17 protein-coding genes are annotated in these 16,776 nt (G+C 62.1%); 7 read left to right on the top strand and 10 right to left on the bottom strand.

Translation table 11 applies throughout. The features are described from left to right. Position 1 precedes the first annotated feature (1 nt). Positions 2 to 490 (top strand): Lrp/AsnC family transcriptional regulator, encoded by a 489-nt coding sequence (locus tag ACTJKM_RS29735; protein ID WP_057248834.1) that lies wholly within the window; start codon positions 2 to 4, stop codon positions 488 to 490. Between the two features lie 19 nt (positions 491 to 509). Here ACTJKM_RS29735 and ACTJKM_RS29730 read toward each other — a convergent pair whose 3' ends face one another. Together ACTJKM_RS29730 and ACTJKM_RS29725 are read right to left on the bottom strand one after the other, a co-directional pair. Next, positions 510 to 1,211 carry a DNA alkylation repair protein gene (locus tag ACTJKM_RS29730; RefSeq protein WP_058324056.1) on the bottom strand — a complete coding sequence of 234 codons (702 nt, stop codon included), beginning with the start codon at positions 1,209 to 1,211 and terminating at the stop codon, positions 510 to 512. Next, positions 1,208 to 2,077 (bottom strand): NAD(P)-dependent oxidoreductase, encoded by an 870-nt coding sequence (locus ACTJKM_RS29725; protein WP_058328854.1) that lies wholly within the window; start codon positions 2,075 to 2,077, stop codon positions 1,208 to 1,210. Before ACTJKM_RS29725 ends, ACTJKM_RS29730 begins: the two co-directional genes overlap by 4 nt. Before the next feature lie 388 nt (positions 2,078 to 2,465). Here ACTJKM_RS29725 and ACTJKM_RS29720 point away from each other — a divergent pair, with 388 nt between their 5' ends. Next, the gene (locus ACTJKM_RS29720) at positions 2,466 to 3,434 is read left to right on the top strand and encodes a DMT family transporter (RefSeq protein ID WP_058328853.1); all 969 of its coding nucleotides are present in this window, start codon (positions 2,466 to 2,468) and stop codon (positions 3,432 to 3,434) included. 207 nt (positions 3,435 to 3,641) lie between these two features. Here the strand turns inward: ACTJKM_RS29720 and ACTJKM_RS29715 are convergent, their stop codons facing one another. Beyond that, positions 3,642 to 4,469, bottom strand: coding sequence for a class I SAM-dependent DNA methyltransferase (locus ACTJKM_RS29715; RefSeq protein ID WP_058328852.1), 828 nt, complete (start codon positions 4,467 to 4,469; stop codon positions 3,642 to 3,644). Positions 4,470 to 4,672: 203 nt separating this feature from the next. Between ACTJKM_RS29715 and ACTJKM_RS29710 the strand changes: the two genes are divergently transcribed. Continuing rightward, the gene (locus ACTJKM_RS29710; protein WP_058328851.1) at positions 4,673 to 5,398 is read left to right on the top strand and encodes a DUF2270 domain-containing protein; all 726 of its coding nucleotides are present in this window, start codon (positions 4,673 to 4,675) and stop codon (positions 5,396 to 5,398) included. Between the two features lie 118 nt (positions 5,399 to 5,516). Here the strand turns inward: ACTJKM_RS29710 and ACTJKM_RS29705 are convergent, their stop codons facing one another. The 4 genes from ACTJKM_RS29705 to ACTJKM_RS29690 all read right to left on the bottom strand — a co-directional run bounded on the left by ACTJKM_RS29705 (position 5,517) and on the right by ACTJKM_RS29690 (position 8,530). Next, positions 5,517 to 5,783, bottom strand: coding sequence for an usg protein (locus tag ACTJKM_RS29705; protein ID WP_057248840.1), 267 nt, complete (start codon positions 5,781 to 5,783; stop codon positions 5,517 to 5,519). Positions 5,784 to 5,948: 165 nt separating this feature from the next. Beyond that, entirely contained in the window at positions 5,949 to 6,779 is an 831-nt protein-coding gene (locus ACTJKM_RS29700) for an ABC transporter permease (protein ID WP_058328850.1), read from the bottom strand. After that, positions 6,776 to 7,579: an ABC transporter permease gene (locus ACTJKM_RS29695; protein WP_058328849.1), complete on the bottom strand. Its 804-nt coding sequence runs from the start codon at positions 7,577 to 7,579 to the stop codon at positions 6,776 to 6,778. Before ACTJKM_RS29695 ends, ACTJKM_RS29700 begins: the two co-directional genes overlap by 4 nt. A 168-nt stretch (positions 7,580 to 7,747) precedes the next feature. Beyond that, a complete protein-coding gene (locus ACTJKM_RS29690; protein ID WP_057248843.1) occupies positions 7,748 to 8,530 on the bottom strand; it encodes an ABC transporter substrate-binding protein in 783 nt (260 codons plus the stop codon). Between the two features lie 417 nt (positions 8,531 to 8,947). On the opposite strand from ACTJKM_RS29690, the gene ACTJKM_RS29685 reads away from it, so the two are divergent. The 3 genes from ACTJKM_RS29685 (at position 8,948) to ACTJKM_RS29675 (ending at position 14,032) form a co-directional block, all read left to right on the top strand. After that, positions 8,948 to 11,272 (top strand): OmpA family protein, encoded by a 2,325-nt coding sequence (locus ACTJKM_RS29685; protein WP_058328848.1) that lies wholly within the window; start codon positions 8,948 to 8,950, stop codon positions 11,270 to 11,272. A 145-nt stretch (positions 11,273 to 11,417) separates the two neighbouring features. After that, complete coding sequence (locus tag ACTJKM_RS29680) at positions 11,418 to 12,161, top strand: polysaccharide deacetylase family protein (RefSeq protein WP_057248845.1); 744 nt, start codon at positions 11,418 to 11,420, stop codon at positions 12,159 to 12,161. A gap of 269 nt (positions 12,162 to 12,430) precedes the next feature. Continuing rightward, positions 12,431 to 14,032, top strand: coding sequence for a tetratricopeptide repeat protein (locus ACTJKM_RS29675; RefSeq protein WP_058328847.1), 1,602 nt, complete (start codon positions 12,431 to 12,433; stop codon positions 14,030 to 14,032). Between the two features lie 22 nt (positions 14,033 to 14,054). Here the strand turns inward: ACTJKM_RS29675 and mobB are convergent, their stop codons facing one another. The 3 genes from mobB to ACTJKM_RS29660 are packed head-to-tail and all read right to left on the bottom strand — an operon-like array spanning position 14,055 to position 16,154. Continuing rightward, positions 14,055 to 14,576: a molybdopterin-guanine dinucleotide biosynthesis protein B gene (gene mobB / locus ACTJKM_RS29670; protein WP_058328846.1), complete on the bottom strand. Its 522-nt coding sequence runs from the start codon at positions 14,574 to 14,576 to the stop codon at positions 14,055 to 14,057. Beyond that, complete coding sequence (mobA, locus tag ACTJKM_RS29665) at positions 14,573 to 15,235, bottom strand: molybdenum cofactor guanylyltransferase MobA (RefSeq protein WP_058328845.1); 663 nt, start codon at positions 15,233 to 15,235, stop codon at positions 14,573 to 14,575. Before mobA ends, mobB begins: the two co-directional genes overlap by 4 nt. A gap of 10 nt (positions 15,236 to 15,245) precedes the next feature. After that, positions 15,246 to 16,154 carry a DMT family transporter gene (locus tag ACTJKM_RS29660; RefSeq protein ID WP_058328844.1) on the bottom strand — a complete coding sequence of 303 codons (909 nt, stop codon included), beginning with the start codon at positions 16,152 to 16,154 and terminating at the stop codon, positions 15,246 to 15,248. Between the two features lie 294 nt (positions 16,155 to 16,448). Between ACTJKM_RS29660 and ACTJKM_RS29655 the strand changes: the two genes are divergently transcribed. Further along, a partial coding sequence (locus ACTJKM_RS29655) for a helix-turn-helix domain-containing protein (protein WP_440639882.1) occupies positions 16,449 to 16,776 on the top strand: 328 nt, incomplete at its 3' end.

Raw genomic sequence — 16,776 nt, 5'->3', positions numbered from 1 at the left:
CATGGACCGCCTAGACCGCAAAATCCTGCGCCTGTTGCAGGAGGATTCCACGCTGGCCGTTGCCGACCTTGCCAAGAAGGTGGGACTTTCGACCACGCCGTGCTGGCGGCGCATCCAGAAGATGGAAGAGGACGGCGTCATCCGCCGCCGTGTCGCCCTTCTCGATCCGGTGAAGATCAACACCAAGGTCACGGTGTTCGTGTCGATCCGCACAAACTCGCACTCGATGGAATGGCTTCGCCGCTTCTCCGAAGTGGTGTCCGAGTTTCCCGAGGTGGTCGAATTCTACCGCATGAGCGGCGACGTCGACTATCTTCTGCGCGTGGTCGTGCCTGACATTGCCGCCTACGACGCGTTCTACAAGCGCATGATTGCCAAGATCGAGATCCGTGACGTCTCTTCTGCCTTCGCCATGGAGCAGATCAAGTACACGACCGAGCTTCCGCTCGATTACATGATGATCGACCAGGCGAAATCCGCCGAGGATTGAGGCGCCTGCGCTAGCGGGCTCAGCTTTGATCGAGACCAAGCCGCGCGAGCACCTTGTCGCTCTTAAGTTCGCGAACCGCGTCCTTGCCCGTCCAGCGGGCGGCGCGGTTTGCGCTTTCGGCCAGGCGCTCTGCGAGCGCCAGTGCAGGACCATGGCAGGCGGAATTGCGCTTGCCGATCTGTCGGAGCGCCCAGTTGACCGCCTTCTTCACGAAGTTCCGCTCGTCGGTTGCGTGCCGCTCGATCAGCGGCAACCAGTTCAGGAGCGTCGCGTCCGGTTCCTTCTTCAGGTGGACCGCAGCGGTCGCAATCATCGCGAAGGCGATGCGCCGGACGAATTCACGTTCGTCGGCCGCGAATTCCGGGATCAGTTCGCGCTCGAAGCGGGCGGCGATGAAAAGGTCGGCAACGGTGTCGACCACTTCCCACGAATTGCAATCGTCGCCCCAGCGGCGCGCCTCTTCCAGCGTCAGTTCTTTCGGGTCGGCGGTAAACGCGGCCAGGATGCGCGCCTCGCGGATGCCGGACTGCCAAAGCTTCAGCGCGCGGCGGTGATCCACCTTCACCTGCCGCGTCACCTTGTGCAGCTCGACATTGGAGAGCCCGAGGGCGGCTTCGGTGACGATGCCGAAGCGCGCCATGCCGGCGAGATTGTCTTCAGAGCCGAGCGACCGCAGGTGAGCGATGATCTCGTCTGCGGTCGAGGACGGGCCGAGGCTCATTTTTCGAGGCGGGCGAGCAACGAGGACGTATCCCAGCGGTTGCCGCCCATTTCCTGGACATCGCCGTAGAACTGGTCGACGAGAGCGGTCACCGGCAGCTTGGCACCGTTGCGGCGGGCCTCCGCCAGCACGATGTCGAGATCCTTGCGCATCCAGTCGACCGCAAAGCCGAAGTCATATTTGCCGGCGTTCATCGTCTTGTGGCGGTTTTCCATCTGCCAGGAGCCGGCAGCACCCTTGGAGATGACGTCCACAACCTTCTCGATGTCGAGCCCGGCCTTCTTGCCGAAGTGGATGCCTTCGGCCAGTCCCTGGACGAGGCCGGCGATGCAGATCTGGTTGATCATCTTGGTGATCTGGCCGGCGCCGGCCGGGCCCATCAGGCCAACCATGCGGGCAAAACCTTCGATGACCGGCTTGGCGCGATCGAAAGCCGGTTCATCGCCGCCGCACATGACGGTCAGTACGCCGTTTTCGGCGCCGGCCTGGCCGCCGGAGACCGGCGCATCGATGAAGTGAGCGTTGCGCGCCTTCGCTGCCGCATAGAGTTCGCGGGCGACTTCGGCCGAAGCGGTGGTGTTGTCGATGAAGACGGCGTCGGCCTTCAGCGTTTCGAAGGCGCCGTCCTTGCCGGTCGTTACCGAGCGCAGGTCGTCGTCATTGCCGACGCAAGAGAAGACGAACTCGGCGCCATCGGCGGCTTCGGCCGGTGTCCGCGCTGCGCGGCCGCCGAACTCGGCCGCCCATTTCTCGGCCTTGGCGAAGGTACGGTTGTAGACCGTCAGCTCGTGTCCGCCGCGGACCTTGAGGTGGCCGGCCATGGGATAGCCCATGACGCCGAGACCGATGAATGCGACCTTTGCCATTTTCCGAATACTCCCATTGCTTTCGCTTTGGTGTAGCCGATGGAACGGGAGCGGAAAAGAGTGCTGTTATGTGGCACAGGCCAGCGGTGGCGTGGCAGTTGCGTACCGCGAACATTCACCAGGCGCCTCAACTGCCGCGAAAACCCACCCGCCGTACATTCTGGTACACATCTGCGCTCGCCAAACACACGCCGTATACATGGAGCCGCTCTAATCCAGCGACGTTGGCCCCGAAGTTGAAGTCCAACGCGCCCTTCCAGGCACAGTTCGCTCAATTGCTAGGTCGTTCAAGAGCCGACTTCCAATCTGGAAAAGGTGTTTGTCAAACACATGCATGGCGGACCGTGAAGGGAAGCACTAGCGTCCGAAAAACCAATGAGGCTGGACTATGGACAAGAGTTTTTACATAGGCGTTCTTGCCGCACTCTTCGCGGCCTTCGCCTTTTCGCTCAACTTCGTTGTGCCTTTCATCATCGGCGACTACTCCACCTTTGATTTTGCTCTTGTCCGTCATGTGGTCTCGGCTCTGGTCGGCCTCTGCATTCTGTTTTCGGATAGAGGGGTGATACAACACCTGACGCTCCGAAACTGGCTTTCAGCAATCTGGCTCGCCTTCATCGGCTACGTCGGCTACTTCCTGACGGTGACAGGAGCTGCCATCTTTGCTGGGCCGGTGATTGCTCCCGCCTTTCTCGGTTTGGTTCCGCTCGTTCTGATGGTGGTCGGCAACCAGCGGCAGGGATCGGTGTCATGGCAATCCCTGACGGGGCCTCTCATGCTGGTGCTGCTCGGTCTTGTTTTCGTCAATGGCACAGCGTTCACGGCAGAGGGACTGGAATCCGTCCGTTCCTTCTGGATCGGTGTTCCGCTGGCGCTTGCGGCGGTGGCATTGTGGGTCTGGTTTGCGATTGCCAATCAGGCCGCATTGGCCGCCCGACCTGAAATGCCCTCTGGAGTGTGGTCCGCGCTTATACTCGTTGGCGGAGGTGTCTTGATGCTGGCCTTCTACCCGGCTGGAGCAGCGATGGGTCTCTTTCAGCTTCCAAAACTCGGTTTTGGGTGGCACGCCGCCGGCTCACTCTATCTTTGGGGTACATCCTTCGCGCTTCTGGCAACCGTATGCGGAGTGTGGGCGTGGAATGTCGCGTCTCGAAGCTTGCCCGTTGCTCTGGCCGCGCAATTGATCGTTTCGGAAACTGCATTTGGGGTCATCGGCGGTCTCGTCGTTCATGCGCGATGGCCGACCGCGATGGAAGCTGCAGGGATCGCGATCCTCATTGGCGGCGTCGTTCTGTCCGTCCGGATTTTCTACGAAAGGCAGTTTTCATTGGGCAAGACGGCGCTGGCGCACCAGTAAGGGCTCCGCGCCCGATCTTTGTCGGCGCCCCCAGTCGCTATGGGCCAAAAGGTGCGACTGGTGGCACCTGTTAGATAGCTCTCGAAAAGAGGGAAGGGCGCAAAGTGGGATGCGCCCTTTTCATGCGGCCATGCCGCGCCGCCTTCAGCGCCGCGGCACCCTATTTTTATCCTTACATAGCAGACGACTTAAGGAAGCTGCAGGTGATCAGGGCTTGAAGCGGGCGACCACCAGATGGCCGGCGATCGGTTCGCCTTCTTCCAGACGCACGGTGATGTCGCCGACTTCGACGATCTCGAAACCTGTGGCGGCGAGACGGTTGCGGAGATAGCTCTCGGCGTGGGCGAAGCGCTGGTGCGGGCCGACCATGAAATCGCGGCCGGCGAAGGTCTCGGTGGGCAGGGTCTCGCTGGAGAAGATCAGGAGGCCCCCGGGCACCATGTTGTCGACGGCGCCGAAGAACAGCGCTTCGAGCGCGCCCATGTAGGGAAGCACGTCGGTCGCAACGATCAGATCAAAGGGCTCGTCGTCGTTGTCGTCGAGATAATCGACCGCTTCGGCGACGTAGAGCGTCTCGTAGAGATCCTTCTCATGCGCGATCTCGACCATGTTTTCCGAGAGGTCGATGCCGGTGATGTCGTCGGCCATATCACGGAGCGCGCCGCCGGTGAGCCCCGTGCCGCAGCCGAGATCGAGCACACGATCGAACGGGCCAAGCTCAAGCGCCTGCAGCCGCTGGCGCACGAGGAGCGGCACGCAGTAGCCGAGCTGGTCGACGAGCACGTTGTCGAACACTTCGGCATGCTGGTCGAAGAGGGTGGCGACATAGGCGTCAGGCGCCTTCACCGGCGTCTCGCCGCGTCCCATCGAGGCCAGGCGCACGGCAGCGCCGCCGTGGTCTTCCGGGTCGAGCGCCAGCACTTCGGCATAGGCATCGGCGGCGGCATCGAACTTGCCGGATTTTTCCAGGGAGAGGGCGCGGTTATAGGCTTCCGCCAGCGCTTCCTCGTCGATTTTCGTGCTCTTCTGGGTCATGGGCGCTTCTTACGTCCGCAGAGGCGCTTTGGCAATCGCCGTCGGCGATCGTTTACCGGAGCGGATTAATCGGTATCCGGACGACAAATAGGTTTTCATTGGCCTTTTGAACGAAAAACGGCGCCCTGCGACGCCGTCGGGATTTATCGGCGAGAGGAAAGGAGTCATCATCGCAAGCATAAGAAAAGACGGGAGGAACGCCGATGTCCGCCGAGCTCGGTCCGCTGATCATCAGTGGGGAGATCAAGGAGCCGAAGGGGCCGCCGCTGCCGCAAACATCCCAAGAGCAGATCAACGCGGTCGTGCATTATTACCGCGGTGAAATGGGCCGCATGGCCGGCTGGCGCGACCGTATCGACCGAACCTCGAACTGGGCTATCACTGTGGTTGCGGCGCTGCTTTCGGTATCGCTGTCGACGCCGACGTCACATCACGGCGTGCTGCTCTTCGCGATGCTGCTGATTACGCTGCTGCTCTTGATCGAGGCGCGGCGTTACCGCTTCTTCGATGTCTATCGCGCCCGCGTGCGGCAGTTGGAACGCGGATACTTCGCGCAAATCCTGGCGCCGGACGGCGCGCCGAACTTCAATTGGGCGGCGGCGATCGCCAAGAGCCTGCGCAAGCCGGCATTTCTGATGACCTATCGCGAGGCGCTCTGTCGGCGGCTGCAGCGCAACTATTGCTGGATGTATCTGATCCTGCTGCTGGCCTGGGCGCTGAAGATCTCCTCGCCGAAGATGTCGGCCAATGGCGAACCCTTCGGGCATGTGCGGTCCTGGACCGATGTCGCCGAGAATGCCGCACTCGGCCCTTTGCCTGGCTGGCCGGTGGTCCTGGGCGTTCTGCTGTTCTATGCGCTTGTCCTTTACGGCTCGCTGCACAGGGAGCCGCGTGAAGGCGAACTGGCGCATGGCGAGGTGCATGTCTGAGAGCGCATCGGCTGCAGCGTCCGCAACGCTGAGCGATCGCGGTTATCAGGGCTTGCCGATCGCAACGCCGGTAGCCTGACCGAAGGCCACCTTAGGCTCCTCGGTTTCGATCGGCGGTTCAGTGCAGAATGAACTCGCCTTTGAGCGCGCGCCATTCCGTCGCCGAGATCAGCTTGCGATGCACATAGCGCACCGAATGCAGCGGTCCATCCAGTTTCTCTTCCCAGAATTTCAGGAAGCTGCGCATTTCCGGAAAGTCCGGTGCCAGGTCGTAGTGCTGCCACACATAGGTCTGGAGGAAGGTTGGATGATCCGGCATGTGGTAGAGGATCTGAGCGGTCGTCAGGCCGTAGCCCTTCAGTTGCAGTTCCATTTCGTTCGTCATTAGGACCTCACTTCTCGCAAAGGTTGGTCTCTATGATGAAACGCCCGATTTCTTAATCAAGGGCTAATATTTGCCCTGAAATGAAACTTTCGTAAGAAATAACAAAAGCTTGGCAGCATCTCGCGGAGAGTGCTGCCAAGCTTTGCTCGTCGGTGATTTCCGGAATCAGCGCTTGAGGTGACGGGTTAGCCGCGCTTCCAGCATGCTCCAGATGTTGCGCAGGATCTCGACCATGATCAGGTAGAGAATGGCCGCCCAGATATACATCTGGAAGTCGAAGGTGCGGGAAAAGGCGTAACGGGTTTCGCCCATCAGGTCGAAGACGGTGACGATCGCGACGATCGCCGAGCCCTTGATCATCAGGATGATTTCATTGCCGTAGGGGCGCAGCGCCACGATCATCGCCTGCGGCAGGATGATCTTCCAGAAAGCGACGCGCTCGGGCAGGCCAAGGGCGGCGGCACCTTCACGCTGTCCGCGCGGCACGCTCCCGATTGCGCCACGCAGGATTTCCGCCTGGTAGGCTGCGGTGTTGAGCGTGAAGGCGAAGAGCGCGCAGTTCCACGCATCGCGGAAAAACCACCACAGGCCGACCGTTTCGAGCTGCGGGCGGAAACTGCCGAGGCCGTAATAGATCAGGAAGAGCTGCGCGAGCAGCGGCGTGCCGCGGAAGAAATAGACATAGCCGTAGGCGAGCCACGACCAGAGCTTGTTCTTCGACATGCGGGCAAACGCGATCGGCAGCGACAGAAGGGCGCCGAGGACAATCGAGATCGAGACCAGCATCAGCGTGACGCCGAGGCCGGAGAGGAAGCGCGGTCCGTATTTCGCGAATTTCTCCGGGTCCCAGCCATTGACGACGGTCAGGAAGATGCCGACGCCAAGCGCCAGCCAGACGCCGAGCGCGACACTGCCGACGAAGCGGGTCAGGGTATAGGGCCTTGGCGGAACCGGAGGCGGGGCCTGCGGCGGGATCATCGTTGCAACAGCGCTCATCGGCCCATCTCCGCACGTTTGGTCCAGCGTTCCAGGTTCGCAAAGACGATCGAGGAAATCATCGCGAGGATCAGGAAGAGCACGCAGGCGACACCATAGAATTCAAAGGCTTGCTTGGTAACGCGGGCGGCTACGCCGGTCTGGCGCAGGATGTCGGTCAGGCCCACCACCGAGACGAGGGCGGTGTCCTTGAGCAGCGCCATCCAGAGATTGCCGAGTCCGGGCAGCGCGATGCGCACGAGCTGCGGCAGGATGATGAGGCGCATGGTCCTGCCGCGATGCAAGCCAAGGGCATCGCCGGCCTCGTATTGTCCATGCGGAATGGCCTTGAAGGCCGAGAGCAGCACTTCGGAACAATAGGCGGAGAACACGACGCCGAGCGCGATCATGCCGGCGAAGAAGGCGTTGATCTCCACCGGCCCCTCGTAGCCGAGCGTCGCCAGCAACTGCTGAACGAGGATCTGCAGGCCGTAATAGACGATGAAGAGCGTCAGCAGTTCGGGCAGGCCGCGGAAGATCGTCGTGTAGATATTGGCGGCCAACCGTATGGTGCGCTCTTCGGACTGCTTTCCGAGGGCGATGAAAAAGCCGATCAGCAGGCCGACGGGCAGCGTCGCGATGGCAAGGCTCGCGGTAACCACGAAGCCGTAGGCGATATCGTCGCCCCAGCCTGTATCGCCGCAGGCCAGCAAGGTGCCGGGCGCCAGCCAACGAAAGACCCCGACGGGGCCGCAGAATGGATCGACGATCGATCCGATCCAGGAAAGGATGGAATAGAAGCCGGTAAACAACCCGCTCATGTCAGAAGTTTCCCCTTTGCGCCGTTTTTGTGTGTATCGATCGCGCTTTGTTTTAGGCTCTTGTCAAACAAAAACGGCGGAAGGGCAAGCCGTCCGCCGTTGCATTTTTCGCATGAACTGACGTTTCTCCGGCATGATTCACTAGGAAATCGCGCCGGATCCCGTCAATCAGCTGCCATAAACGTCGAACGGGAAGTACTTTTCGTTGATTTCCTTGTACTTGCCGTTGGCGCGGATCGCTTCGATCGCCTTGTTGAACTTTTCGCGCAGCGCGTCGTCGCCCTTGCGCACGGCAATGCCGGCGCCTTCACCGTTGATGACGGGGTCGATCGGCAGCGTGCCGAGCAGCTTGCAGCAGGCGCCGTCTGTCGACTTCAGCCATTCGGAGAGCACGACGACGTCGTCGATGACGGCGTCGATACGGCCGTTGGCGATGTCGAGCTTGTATTCGTCAGCCGTCGGATAGAGCTTGATGTCGGCACCCTTCATATGCGCTTCGGCATAGTTGGAATGGGTGGTGGAGCCCTGCGCGCCGAGCGTCTTGCCCGCAAGCGCTGCCTCGGTCGCCTCGGTGATCGGCGAATCCTTCGGCACGACGATTGCCGGCGGCGTGTTGTAGTACTTGTTGGTAAAGTCGACCTTTTCCTTGCGCTCGGCAGTGATCGACATGGATGCGATGATGGCGTCGAACTTCTTGGCGATCAGCGCCGGAATGATGCCGTCCCAGTCCTGCGTGACGAAGGTGCATTCGGCCTTCATTTCCGTGCACAGTGCCTTGGCGATGTCGATGTCGAAGCCCGTCAGCGTGCCATCCGCTGCAAGGTTGTTGAAGGGCGGGTAGGCGCCTTCCGTGCCGATAACGACCTTTTCGCCGTCGGCCATGGCCGAGCCTGCCATGAGCACGAAAACGGCAGCCGATGCGGCGGCTGCCAGCCGCTTGGAAATACGCATGATAGTCCTCTCTGTTGGCCGACATCCGGTTTTTTGTTTTTCACGGATGCCAATTTCTGCCGGAGCGTTTGCCTCCGGTTGCGGCGATATTCGTACTCTTTTCCTGTAAAAATCAACAGGAAAGCGAAGGTGCTCACCGGGAAAAGGATTTCGACCGCAGATTGTGGTGGCGGGTCGCGCAATGAACATGAACGGTGCGTTCAGCGCCGGTTAATCTTGCCTCCGCTAGCCCTTATCAAGGAACCGGCGCGTGGCTCGGGCATTGCACTTGACGGCGCGTGTCGTTGGCAACACAAAAAAGCCGGAACCTTGGGTCAAGGCCCCGTGAGTATTCGCGTTCGCACCCATTCTTAGCCGTGTCATACGCTGGGAAGAGGATGCGGGACCAGGACCTCCCAAGAAGAGGAAGGAAGACAAATGTCGATTCGATCCAAGCTGTTTGCAACCGTCGCGCTGCCGGTGCTGTCGGTGTCCGTCGCGGTTCCGCCCGCTGTCGCCGACAACCTGATGAAGCCATTCGAGGTTGCACAGGAGGGTGGCGGTCAGTCTGAGGAAGAGCTGCTGCTGCAGAAGCAGCGCCAGGCCGAAGAAGAGGCAGCACGCCAGGCGGCCGAACAGCAGAAGGCGGCCGAAGAAGAGGCTGCGCGCCAGGCTGCTGAGCAACAGAAGGCTGCCGAAGAAGAGGCTGCCCGCCAGGCCGCCGAACAGCAGAAGGCCGCTGAGGAAGAGGCTGCCCGCCAAGCCGCTGAACAGCAGAAGGCCGCTGAGGAAGAGGCTGCCCGCGCGGCGGCTGAACAACAGAAGGCTGCCGAGGAAGAGGCTGCCCGCGCGGCGGCTGAACAACAGAAGGCTGCCGAGGAAGAGGCTGCCCGTGCAGCCGCTGAACAGCAGAAGGCGGCTGAGGAAGAAGCTGCCCGCCAGGCGGCCGAGCAGCAGAAGGCCGCTGACGAACAGAAGGCAGCCGAAGAGCAGAAGGCTGCCGAAGAGCAACAGAAAGCCGCTGAACAGCAGAAGGCTGCTGAAGAGGAAGCTGCCCGCCAGGCTGCCGAACAGCAGAAGGCAGCTGAAGAACAGCAGAAAGCTGCGGAACAGGCTCAGCCCGGTACCTGCGTCGTACCGGAAGGTCAGGATGCATCGACCGCTTGCCCGCCGGAAGGCGGCAAGGCAGCCGAACAGCCTGCGACCACCGAGGAGCAGAAGGCCGGCGAGCAGCCGCCCGTGACCGAGGAGCAGAAGGCCGGCGAACAACCCGCGCCGACCGAAACGGCGCCGGGCACGGAGCCGCAACCCCAGACTGGCGAAGGCCAGCCAGTACCTGGCACGGAGCAGCCGCAGACCGGCGAGGGCCAGCCTGTGCCGAGCACCGAGCAGCCGCAGACCGGCGAAGGTCAGCCCGTCCCGGGGACCGAGCAGCCGGCGACCGCCGAGCAGCAGCCGCAGGTGCAGCAGCCGGTTCCGGAAGTGGTCGACACCCGCACCGAAGAAGAAAAGGTGAAGATCGCCGAAGACCCGGCGGCGACCGACGAGACCGTCGTTCTGCCGGTTGAAAACGGTGCGGCCGTGCTCGACAGCGACAAGGACGCCGACAATGCCGGCGGCAACCAGGCGCGCGAAGAGCGCCAGAAGCTGCGCGAGGAGCTGCGCGCCAAGGAAGAAGACGCGCCGGCGCCGGCAGACGATGCCGCATCCCAGGCTGCCATCACCGCCGAGACCCCGGCCGACCTGACGCAGAAGATCGAGGCGAACCTCAACGAAAAGGGCACGCGCGTCGATGAGGCGCCGGTCTTCGTGGTTCCGGAGACGACCAACATCGTCAACAACACCGTCATCAACAACACGGTGATCAACAACAACACGACCGTCAACAACGTCACCAACAACATCACCGAGGTGAAGGTCGTCGAGCAGGTCGACAACCGCGTGATCCTCGGCGTTGGCGACCAGATCTTCGTGCGTGGCGACGATCGTCCGCGCCTGCGCCACGATGCGGAAGAGACCTATTACGACGAACTTCCGCGCGGTCGTACCCGCGAAACCATCCTGCGTCCGGGCGGCTATCGGATCGTCACCGTCTACAACCGTTACGGCGACATCCTGCAGCGCTCGCGCGTTGACCGCGACGGCAACGAATATCTGATGATCTATGCGCCTGAGCGTGACGAAGGTCCGCGTCCGGCGATCATCGACGTCGGCTACGAACTGCCGCCGATGCGCCTGCGCATCCCGGTGAGTGATTATATTGCCGACGTTTCCGACGACCCGGACCGTGACTACTACGAGTTCCTGGCCGAGCCGCCGGTCGAGCGTGTCGAGCGCGTCTACACGATGGACGAGGTGCGTCATTCGGCTCGCCTGCGCGACAAGGTTCGCCGTATCGATCTCGATACGATCACCTTCCCGACGGGCAGCGCCGAAGTGTCGATGTCGCAGGCGAAAACCATGCGCAAGGTCGCGGCCGCAATGGAGAAGGTTCTGGCGAAGGATCCGGGTGAAACCTTCTTCATCGAAGGCCACACTGATGCCGTCGGCTCGGACCGCTCGAACCTCGTGCTTTCGGACAAGCGCGCCGAATCGGTCGCCTCCCTGCTGACCGAGGTCTACGGCATCCCGCCGGAAAACCTGGTGACCCAGGGCTACGGTGAGCGCTTCCTCAAGGTGCGGACTGAGGAGGCCGAACAGCAGAACCGCCGCGTCACCATTCGCCGCGTCACGCCGCTGGTCCGTCCGGTCGCGCAGCGCTAACAAAGTCGCCCAGCGCTGATAAAAGTCGCACTGCGCTGATCAAGCTTCGGGCAGGAATGTCCGAATAGCTCTAGGAAACCCGCCTCGCAAAAGGCGGGTTTCCGTCGTTTCACAGATCTCCAGCCTCATTAATTTCCGGATTGCCATGAAAGCCGTTGCCCTGCCGTTCCTCGCCTTCGCCATGCTCACCCAATCGGCTGTCGCAGCACCGGGGCTCGTGGAGCCGGATCTGCGGCTGCCGGCCAATCCAGATGGAAAGAGCGGGGCGCCGCGCGTCGCCCTGACGCTCGATGCCTGCAGCGGCGCGACCGACATGCGCATCCTCGGCACCCTGATCGAGAACCACATTCCGGCGACGATCTTCGTGACCGCGCGCTGGCTGAAGCGCAACGGCCTCGTCGTCGAGGTGATGAAGGCGCATCCGGATCTGTTCGAGATCGAGGATCACGGCGCGATGCATGTGCCGCCGATCGACGTGAAGGTCTCGGTCTATGGTCTGGCGGCGGCCGGATCGGAGGCTGCGGTTGCGGCCGAAGTCGATGGCGGTGCGACGGCGATCAAGGCGCATGGCCTGCCGGCGCCGCACTGGTTCCGTGGGGCAACCGCCAAATATACCCATTCGTCGATGCGCCAGATCCGCGCCATGGGTTATCGCATCGCCGGCTACTCGGTGAACGGCGACGGCGGCTCGCTGCTCGGCGCAGCCGTCGCCGAAAAGCGGATTCGCGCAGCGAAGGACGGCGACGTCATCATCGCCCATATCAACCAGCCGACCCATTCCGCCGGCGCCGGCGTCGCGCGCGGCATCCTCGACCTCAAGGCGAAGGGCTACAGCTTCGTCCGGTTGAACGACATTCCGGATGAAATGACGGTCGGCGCGACGAATTGACGGTCTTTGGCGGCTGGCTGCGGAAAATGTCCGTCAGGAAATGGTCAACGCCGGAAAATGTCTGCGTCGAGTGATATCTCCCCGAGCGCGGCGACGTTCCATATCCCATATCGCGTGGTGGATTGTGCGTGCTCGACCAAGCCGTTTCTCTCATGACAGTTGCAAGGCCGCTGCTCGACGCAAAGTAGCGGCTTGTCGAATTCCATTTTCCGTTGCCGGCAGCTCCCCCTTAGGCTTGTCGAGCTATGCGTCTGGCTCTGGAGGAGTGGATGAAGCGTATCGTTATCGGGTTCGTTATCGCGCTGCTATCGCAGGCATTCGCGTCGCCTGCGCGCGCGGATGGTGCGAGTGCGCCATTGCAGCCGTTCGAGCAAGTGCTGGAGCGCGCCGAGAAAGGCGATGTCGAGGCTGAGATCGATATCGGCATACGCTACCAGACAGGTGAGGGTGTTGCGCGTGACGTTTTGAAAGCCATCGGCTGGTATCGGGGGCCGGCCGAGAAGGGTAACGCGAAAGCGCAATTCCTGCTTGGCACTATCTATTTCAACGGTGCCGAGGGCGTGAGGCAGAACTATGCCGAGGCGCTACGCTGGTATCGGCTTTCAGCCGAGCAGAAGATGCCGGCCGCCCAATTCAGTCTCGGGGTTCACTACGAACGCGGCTTGGGTGTCGCGAAGGACGAGGCGCAGGCTATCGTCTACTATCGGTTGGCTGCGGAACAAGGTTACGCCACCGCCCAATACAACCTGGGCTACCTGCTCCAGGAGGGGCGTGGAACGAAGCGCGACCTTGCTGAGGCCTTCGAATGGTATCGCAAGGCGGCAGAGCAGGGGCTGGTTGCGGCCATGCACAATCTCGCCGTCGCCTACTTGCAGGGCAACGGCACGCTGAGAAATGACGCAGCGGCCTACCGATGGGAGTCGCGCGCCGCGATCGGCGGGGAACCCCGCGCTCAGTTCAATCTCGGTGTCATGTACGAGAGAGGCACCGGTGTCGAACGTAGCGTTCCCGAGGCGCTCAACTGGTATGTGCGAGCAGCCGAGCAGGGGAACATCGAAGGACAAACGAATGCCGGCAGGCTCTATTTCAACAGCGAGGCCGGGCGGGTCGATACCAAGGAGGGGGATCGCTGGCTGCGGCTTGCTGCGCGTGCCGGAAATGGGCAGGCACAAAATCTCCTCTGCACCATCTACGTGCGCGCATTCGGCGTCGGGCGTGACGATCGGGAAGCGGTAAAGTGGTGCCGCTTGGCGGCCGACCGGGGAATGGCCTCGGCGCAGGTGGATCTGGCAATCTTCTACATGCTGGGTCGCGGCGTCGAGAAGGACGAGGCTCAGGCATTCGAGCTGTTCCTGAAGGCGGCAAAACAGGGGAACCCGCAAGCCCAGATGAATGTCGGCGCCATGTACCTGACGGGTGCCGGCGTTAATGAAAACTACGCGGAGGCGCACCGCTGGTTCCTGATGCTTGCTGATCGCGGAGATCCCAAGGGGCAATTCAACCTGGCGGTCATGTATGCGAACGGCCAAGGTATAGAGAAGAACGTGAAGGAAGCGGCGCGGCTCTACAAGCTTTCGGCTGACCAGGGTTATGCCTTGGCGCAGTTCAATCTCGCCATGGCCTATCTGAACGGCATCGGCGTGGAGATTGACGCTCCGGCTGCCGTCCGGTGGTTCCGCAAGGCGGCGGAGCAAGGAAATGCCGACGCGCAATTCTTTCTCGGTATCGCCTATGCGAGAGGCGATGGGGTGGAGCAGGACCTTTCAGCCGCGGCCGAATGGTATGCCAAGGCCGCCGCGCAGGGGATGCGGAAGGCGCAGGAGTTGCTGGCGAAGCTGCCCGAAGAGTATCGCCGCGCCTCGCAGCGTTGAGCCTGCAGCGCCTTCGCGCCTTTCAGACGCCTTTGCGCTGCAACCCTGTGACCTTCTCCACGAAATCGGCGATCGCGATGGTGTCGTCGAGGTCGAAAAGCGGAAGATCGGCATTGGCAACCGGGTGATCGGCAGCGATCGCGCAGATGTGCGGATCGGTGGGGGCCAGCGGCTCTCGGTTCGCCGATTCCAGGCGCCGGGCCTCGATTTTCGGGATCGGTTCGCGCTTGTAGCCTTCGACGAGCACAAGATCGCAAGGGGCAAGCCGCGCAAGGATGTTCTCGAAGGACGGTTCCGGTGCGCCGCGCAATTCGTGCATGATCGCAAACCGCGTGCCGGAGACGATCGTCACCTCGTGGGCGCCAGCCTCGCGATGGCGGTAGCTGTCGGCGCCGACCTTGTCGATGTCGAAGTCGTGGTGCGCGTGCTTGACGGTGGAAACCACGTAGCCGCGCTGCGTCAATTCGGTGACGAGCCGCACCATCAGTCCGGTCTTGCCGGAATTCTTCCAGCCGGCGATGCCGAAGATCTTCATGGCGTTCATGCTCTGCTGTCCTCGAAAAAGCTCAACCATTCCTTCGCCTCGGTGAGATCCGCAGGAGTGTTGACGTTGAAGAAGGGATCGAATGCGCCCTTCGGCGTCATGGTGACAGGAAAGTCGACCGTTACCGAGGCATGGCGTTCGATGAAGGCACGGACGCGGCGCTTCGGGTCGCTCGTCAGCCAGGTCTCCAGCTCGTCGGCGAGCGCAACTGGCCAGAGCGCAAACAGTGGATGCATCTGGCCGACGGATGCCGCCACGGCAATCTGTTGACGTTGGGTCAAGGCGGCGATCAGTCGCGCGACGAGGTCATCGGGAAAGAAGGGCGTGTCGGTGGGAACGACCAAGACATGGGATGCTTCCGGCGTAGCCCCTGCCACATGGCGCATGGCCGTCAGCACGCCGGCGAGCGGTCCGAGAAAACCCGGAACCGTATCGGCAATGACGGGCGTATTTCCGTCGACGGCGTCTGCCGGTTCGGCGTTGAGGTTGACGGCTATGCTGGTGACCTGGGGACGAAGCCGCTCGATGATGTGCGAAAGCATCGTGCGGCCACCCAGGTGAAGGTCGGGCTTGGGGCTTCCCATGCGGCGCGACAGTCCGCCTGCGAGGATGACGGCGGGTAGCGGTTCGCTGATCAGACGGCGTGAGGTGTCCGGCATCGCGCGGCTCCTATTCCAAAGGGCCGGTCAGCGAGCGCTGGGCGACCGCTTTTCGGCCGCGCAGGGTCTCGCGGTAGAAGGTGTAGAGGCCCGAACCGATAATGACCGCAACGCCGACCAGCATCCAGGTATCGGGCACTTCCGTAAAGAAGAAGATGCCGATCGCGATCGACCAGATCAGGCTGGTGTAGCGGAAGGGCGCAATGACCGAGATATCGCCGGCGCGCATTGCCAGCACGATCGTCTGGTAACCGAGCATCAGCAGGATGCTCGCGGCGGCGATGTGGCTGAAGGTCGTCGCCGACATTGGCTGCCAGCCGCCCATCGGCTGGATGAGGACGGCACCGACGATGGTTGTGACAAGGGAGGTCGACACGGTGATGTAAAGCGAGGGCACGTCATGGCCGATGCGGCGGGTGCAGAGATCGCGGGTTGCCGTGACGAACACGCAGGCGACGACGGTCAGTGCCGCCGGCGTGAAGCCCTCGGGACCGGGCCGAAGCACGATCAGCACGCCGATGAAGCCGGCGATGATCGCCGTCCAGCGCCGCCAGCCGACTGGCTCGCCGAGGAACAGGGCGGCGCCGAGCGTGACGGCCAAGGGCAGCGCCTGCATGATCGCCGAGGCATTGGCGAGCGGGATCTGGCCGAGGGCGGAGATATAGGTGACCGAGGCGAGCGCCTCCATGGCGATGCGCAGCAGGATCACCGGCTTCATCAGGGTTCGGAGCGGCCGAAAGGCGCGAAACTGCCAGGCGGCCAGCACCACCATCAGCGTCGTCAGCAGCCCGCGCACGAAGATGATCTGGCCGACATTCATCGCGCCGGTGACGGATTTGACCAGCGCGTCGTTGCAGGAGAACGTGACCATCGCCAGGCACATGAAAAGAATGCCGCGGAAATTGGTGGAGGCTTGCATGCTGGCTGTCCTGCGGCGCCGGAAAGCGGGCTACGCTGTCGACGAATGGGGAGGCGAATCCACGGGATGGATCGCCTAATGTTTAAGCATTGGCTGCCGGCTTGTGCAAACGGGATCGCATGCGGCGGCCGTTTTTCTTTCAGCGCAAGTAGAACGGTTCGCCCCAGCCGAGTTCAATTGCCCGGAAGACTGTGGCAGGCCGCTAGAGCGTTTCCCTGACTGATTGAATCATTTGGGCTTTGCAAATCAGATGGGTTCTGATTCAAACTTTCTGCCGATGGAGGTCGGCAGATAATGTCGAAAGCCCTTTCCGTTGATCTTCGCGCACGTGTTCTTGCCGCCGTCTCAGCCGGAGCGTCGCACCGGGAGGCTGCCGAGCGCTTTGGCGTCAGTGCGGCCAGCGTGAGCCGGTGGCGAAACCTGCAAGTCCGTCAGGGCCATGTTCGACCGGGTCCGCTGGGTGGAGACCGTCATTCGTACAAAACCGAAGCCAACGCCGACGCGATCATGTCGTGGCTTGAGGAACACCGGGACGGCACCTTGTTCGAACTTCGTGATGCCCTTGCAGCTCAGGGCATCGCCATCAGCAAGTCGGCGCTGCACCGTTTCCTTGTCCGGCACA

The sequence above is a fragment of the Ensifer sp. 22460 genome (genome assembly GCF_052044935.1).
In the GTDB taxonomy this organism is placed as follows: Bacteria; Pseudomonadota; Alphaproteobacteria; order Rhizobiales; family Rhizobiaceae; genus Ensifer.
This window is presented reverse-complemented; position numbering and strand designations above follow the sequence as displayed.

Excerpts from the sequence above, each read along its gene's own strand:
- ACTJKM_RS29685 (WP_058328848.1), top strand. The coding sequence starts at position 8,948 with ATGTCGATTCGATCCAAGCTGTTTGCAACCGTCGCGCTGCCGGTGCTG.
- ACTJKM_RS29730 (WP_058324056.1), bottom strand. The coding sequence starts at position 1,211 with ATGAGCCTCGGCCCGTCCTCGACCGCAGACGAGATCATCGCTCACCTG.
- ACTJKM_RS29680 (WP_057248845.1), top strand. The coding sequence starts at position 11,418 with ATGAAAGCCGTTGCCCTGCCGTTCCTCGCCTTCGCCATGCTCACCCAA.
- ACTJKM_RS29695 (WP_058328849.1), bottom strand. The coding sequence starts at position 7,579 with ATGAGCGGGTTGTTTACCGGCTTCTATTCCATCCTTTCCTGGATCGGA.
- ACTJKM_RS29710 (WP_058328851.1), top strand. The coding sequence starts at position 4,673 with ATGTCCGCCGAGCTCGGTCCGCTGATCATCAGTGGGGAGATCAAGGAG.
- ACTJKM_RS29705 (WP_057248840.1), bottom strand. The coding sequence starts at position 5,783 with ATGACGAACGAAATGGAACTGCAACTGAAGGGCTACGGCCTGACGACC.
- ACTJKM_RS29725 (WP_058328854.1), bottom strand. The coding sequence starts at position 2,077 with ATGGCAAAGGTCGCATTCATCGGTCTCGGCGTCATGGGCTATCCCATG.
- mobA (WP_058328845.1), bottom strand. The coding sequence starts at position 15,235 with ATGCCGGACACCTCACGCCGTCTGATCAGCGAACCGCTACCCGCCGTC.
- ACTJKM_RS29715 (WP_058328852.1), bottom strand. The coding sequence starts at position 4,469 with ATGACCCAGAAGAGCACGAAAATCGACGAGGAAGCGCTGGCGGAAGCC.
- ACTJKM_RS29675 (WP_058328847.1), top strand. The coding sequence starts at position 12,431 with ATGAAGCGTATCGTTATCGGGTTCGTTATCGCGCTGCTATCGCAGGCA.
- mobB (WP_058328846.1), bottom strand. The coding sequence starts at position 14,576 with ATGAACGCCATGAAGATCTTCGGCATCGCCGGCTGGAAGAATTCCGGC.
- ACTJKM_RS29690 (WP_057248843.1), bottom strand. The coding sequence starts at position 8,530 with ATGCGTATTTCCAAGCGGCTGGCAGCCGCCGCATCGGCTGCCGTTTTC.
- ACTJKM_RS29735 (WP_057248834.1), top strand. The coding sequence starts at position 2 with ATGGACCGCCTAGACCGCAAAATCCTGCGCCTGTTGCAGGAGGATTCC.
- ACTJKM_RS29700 (WP_058328850.1), bottom strand. The coding sequence starts at position 6,779 with ATGAGCGCTGTTGCAACGATGATCCCGCCGCAGGCCCCGCCTCCGGTT.
- ACTJKM_RS29660 (WP_058328844.1), bottom strand. The coding sequence starts at position 16,154 with ATGCAAGCCTCCACCAATTTCCGCGGCATTCTTTTCATGTGCCTGGCG.
- ACTJKM_RS29720 (WP_058328853.1), top strand. The coding sequence starts at position 2,466 with ATGGACAAGAGTTTTTACATAGGCGTTCTTGCCGCACTCTTCGCGGCC.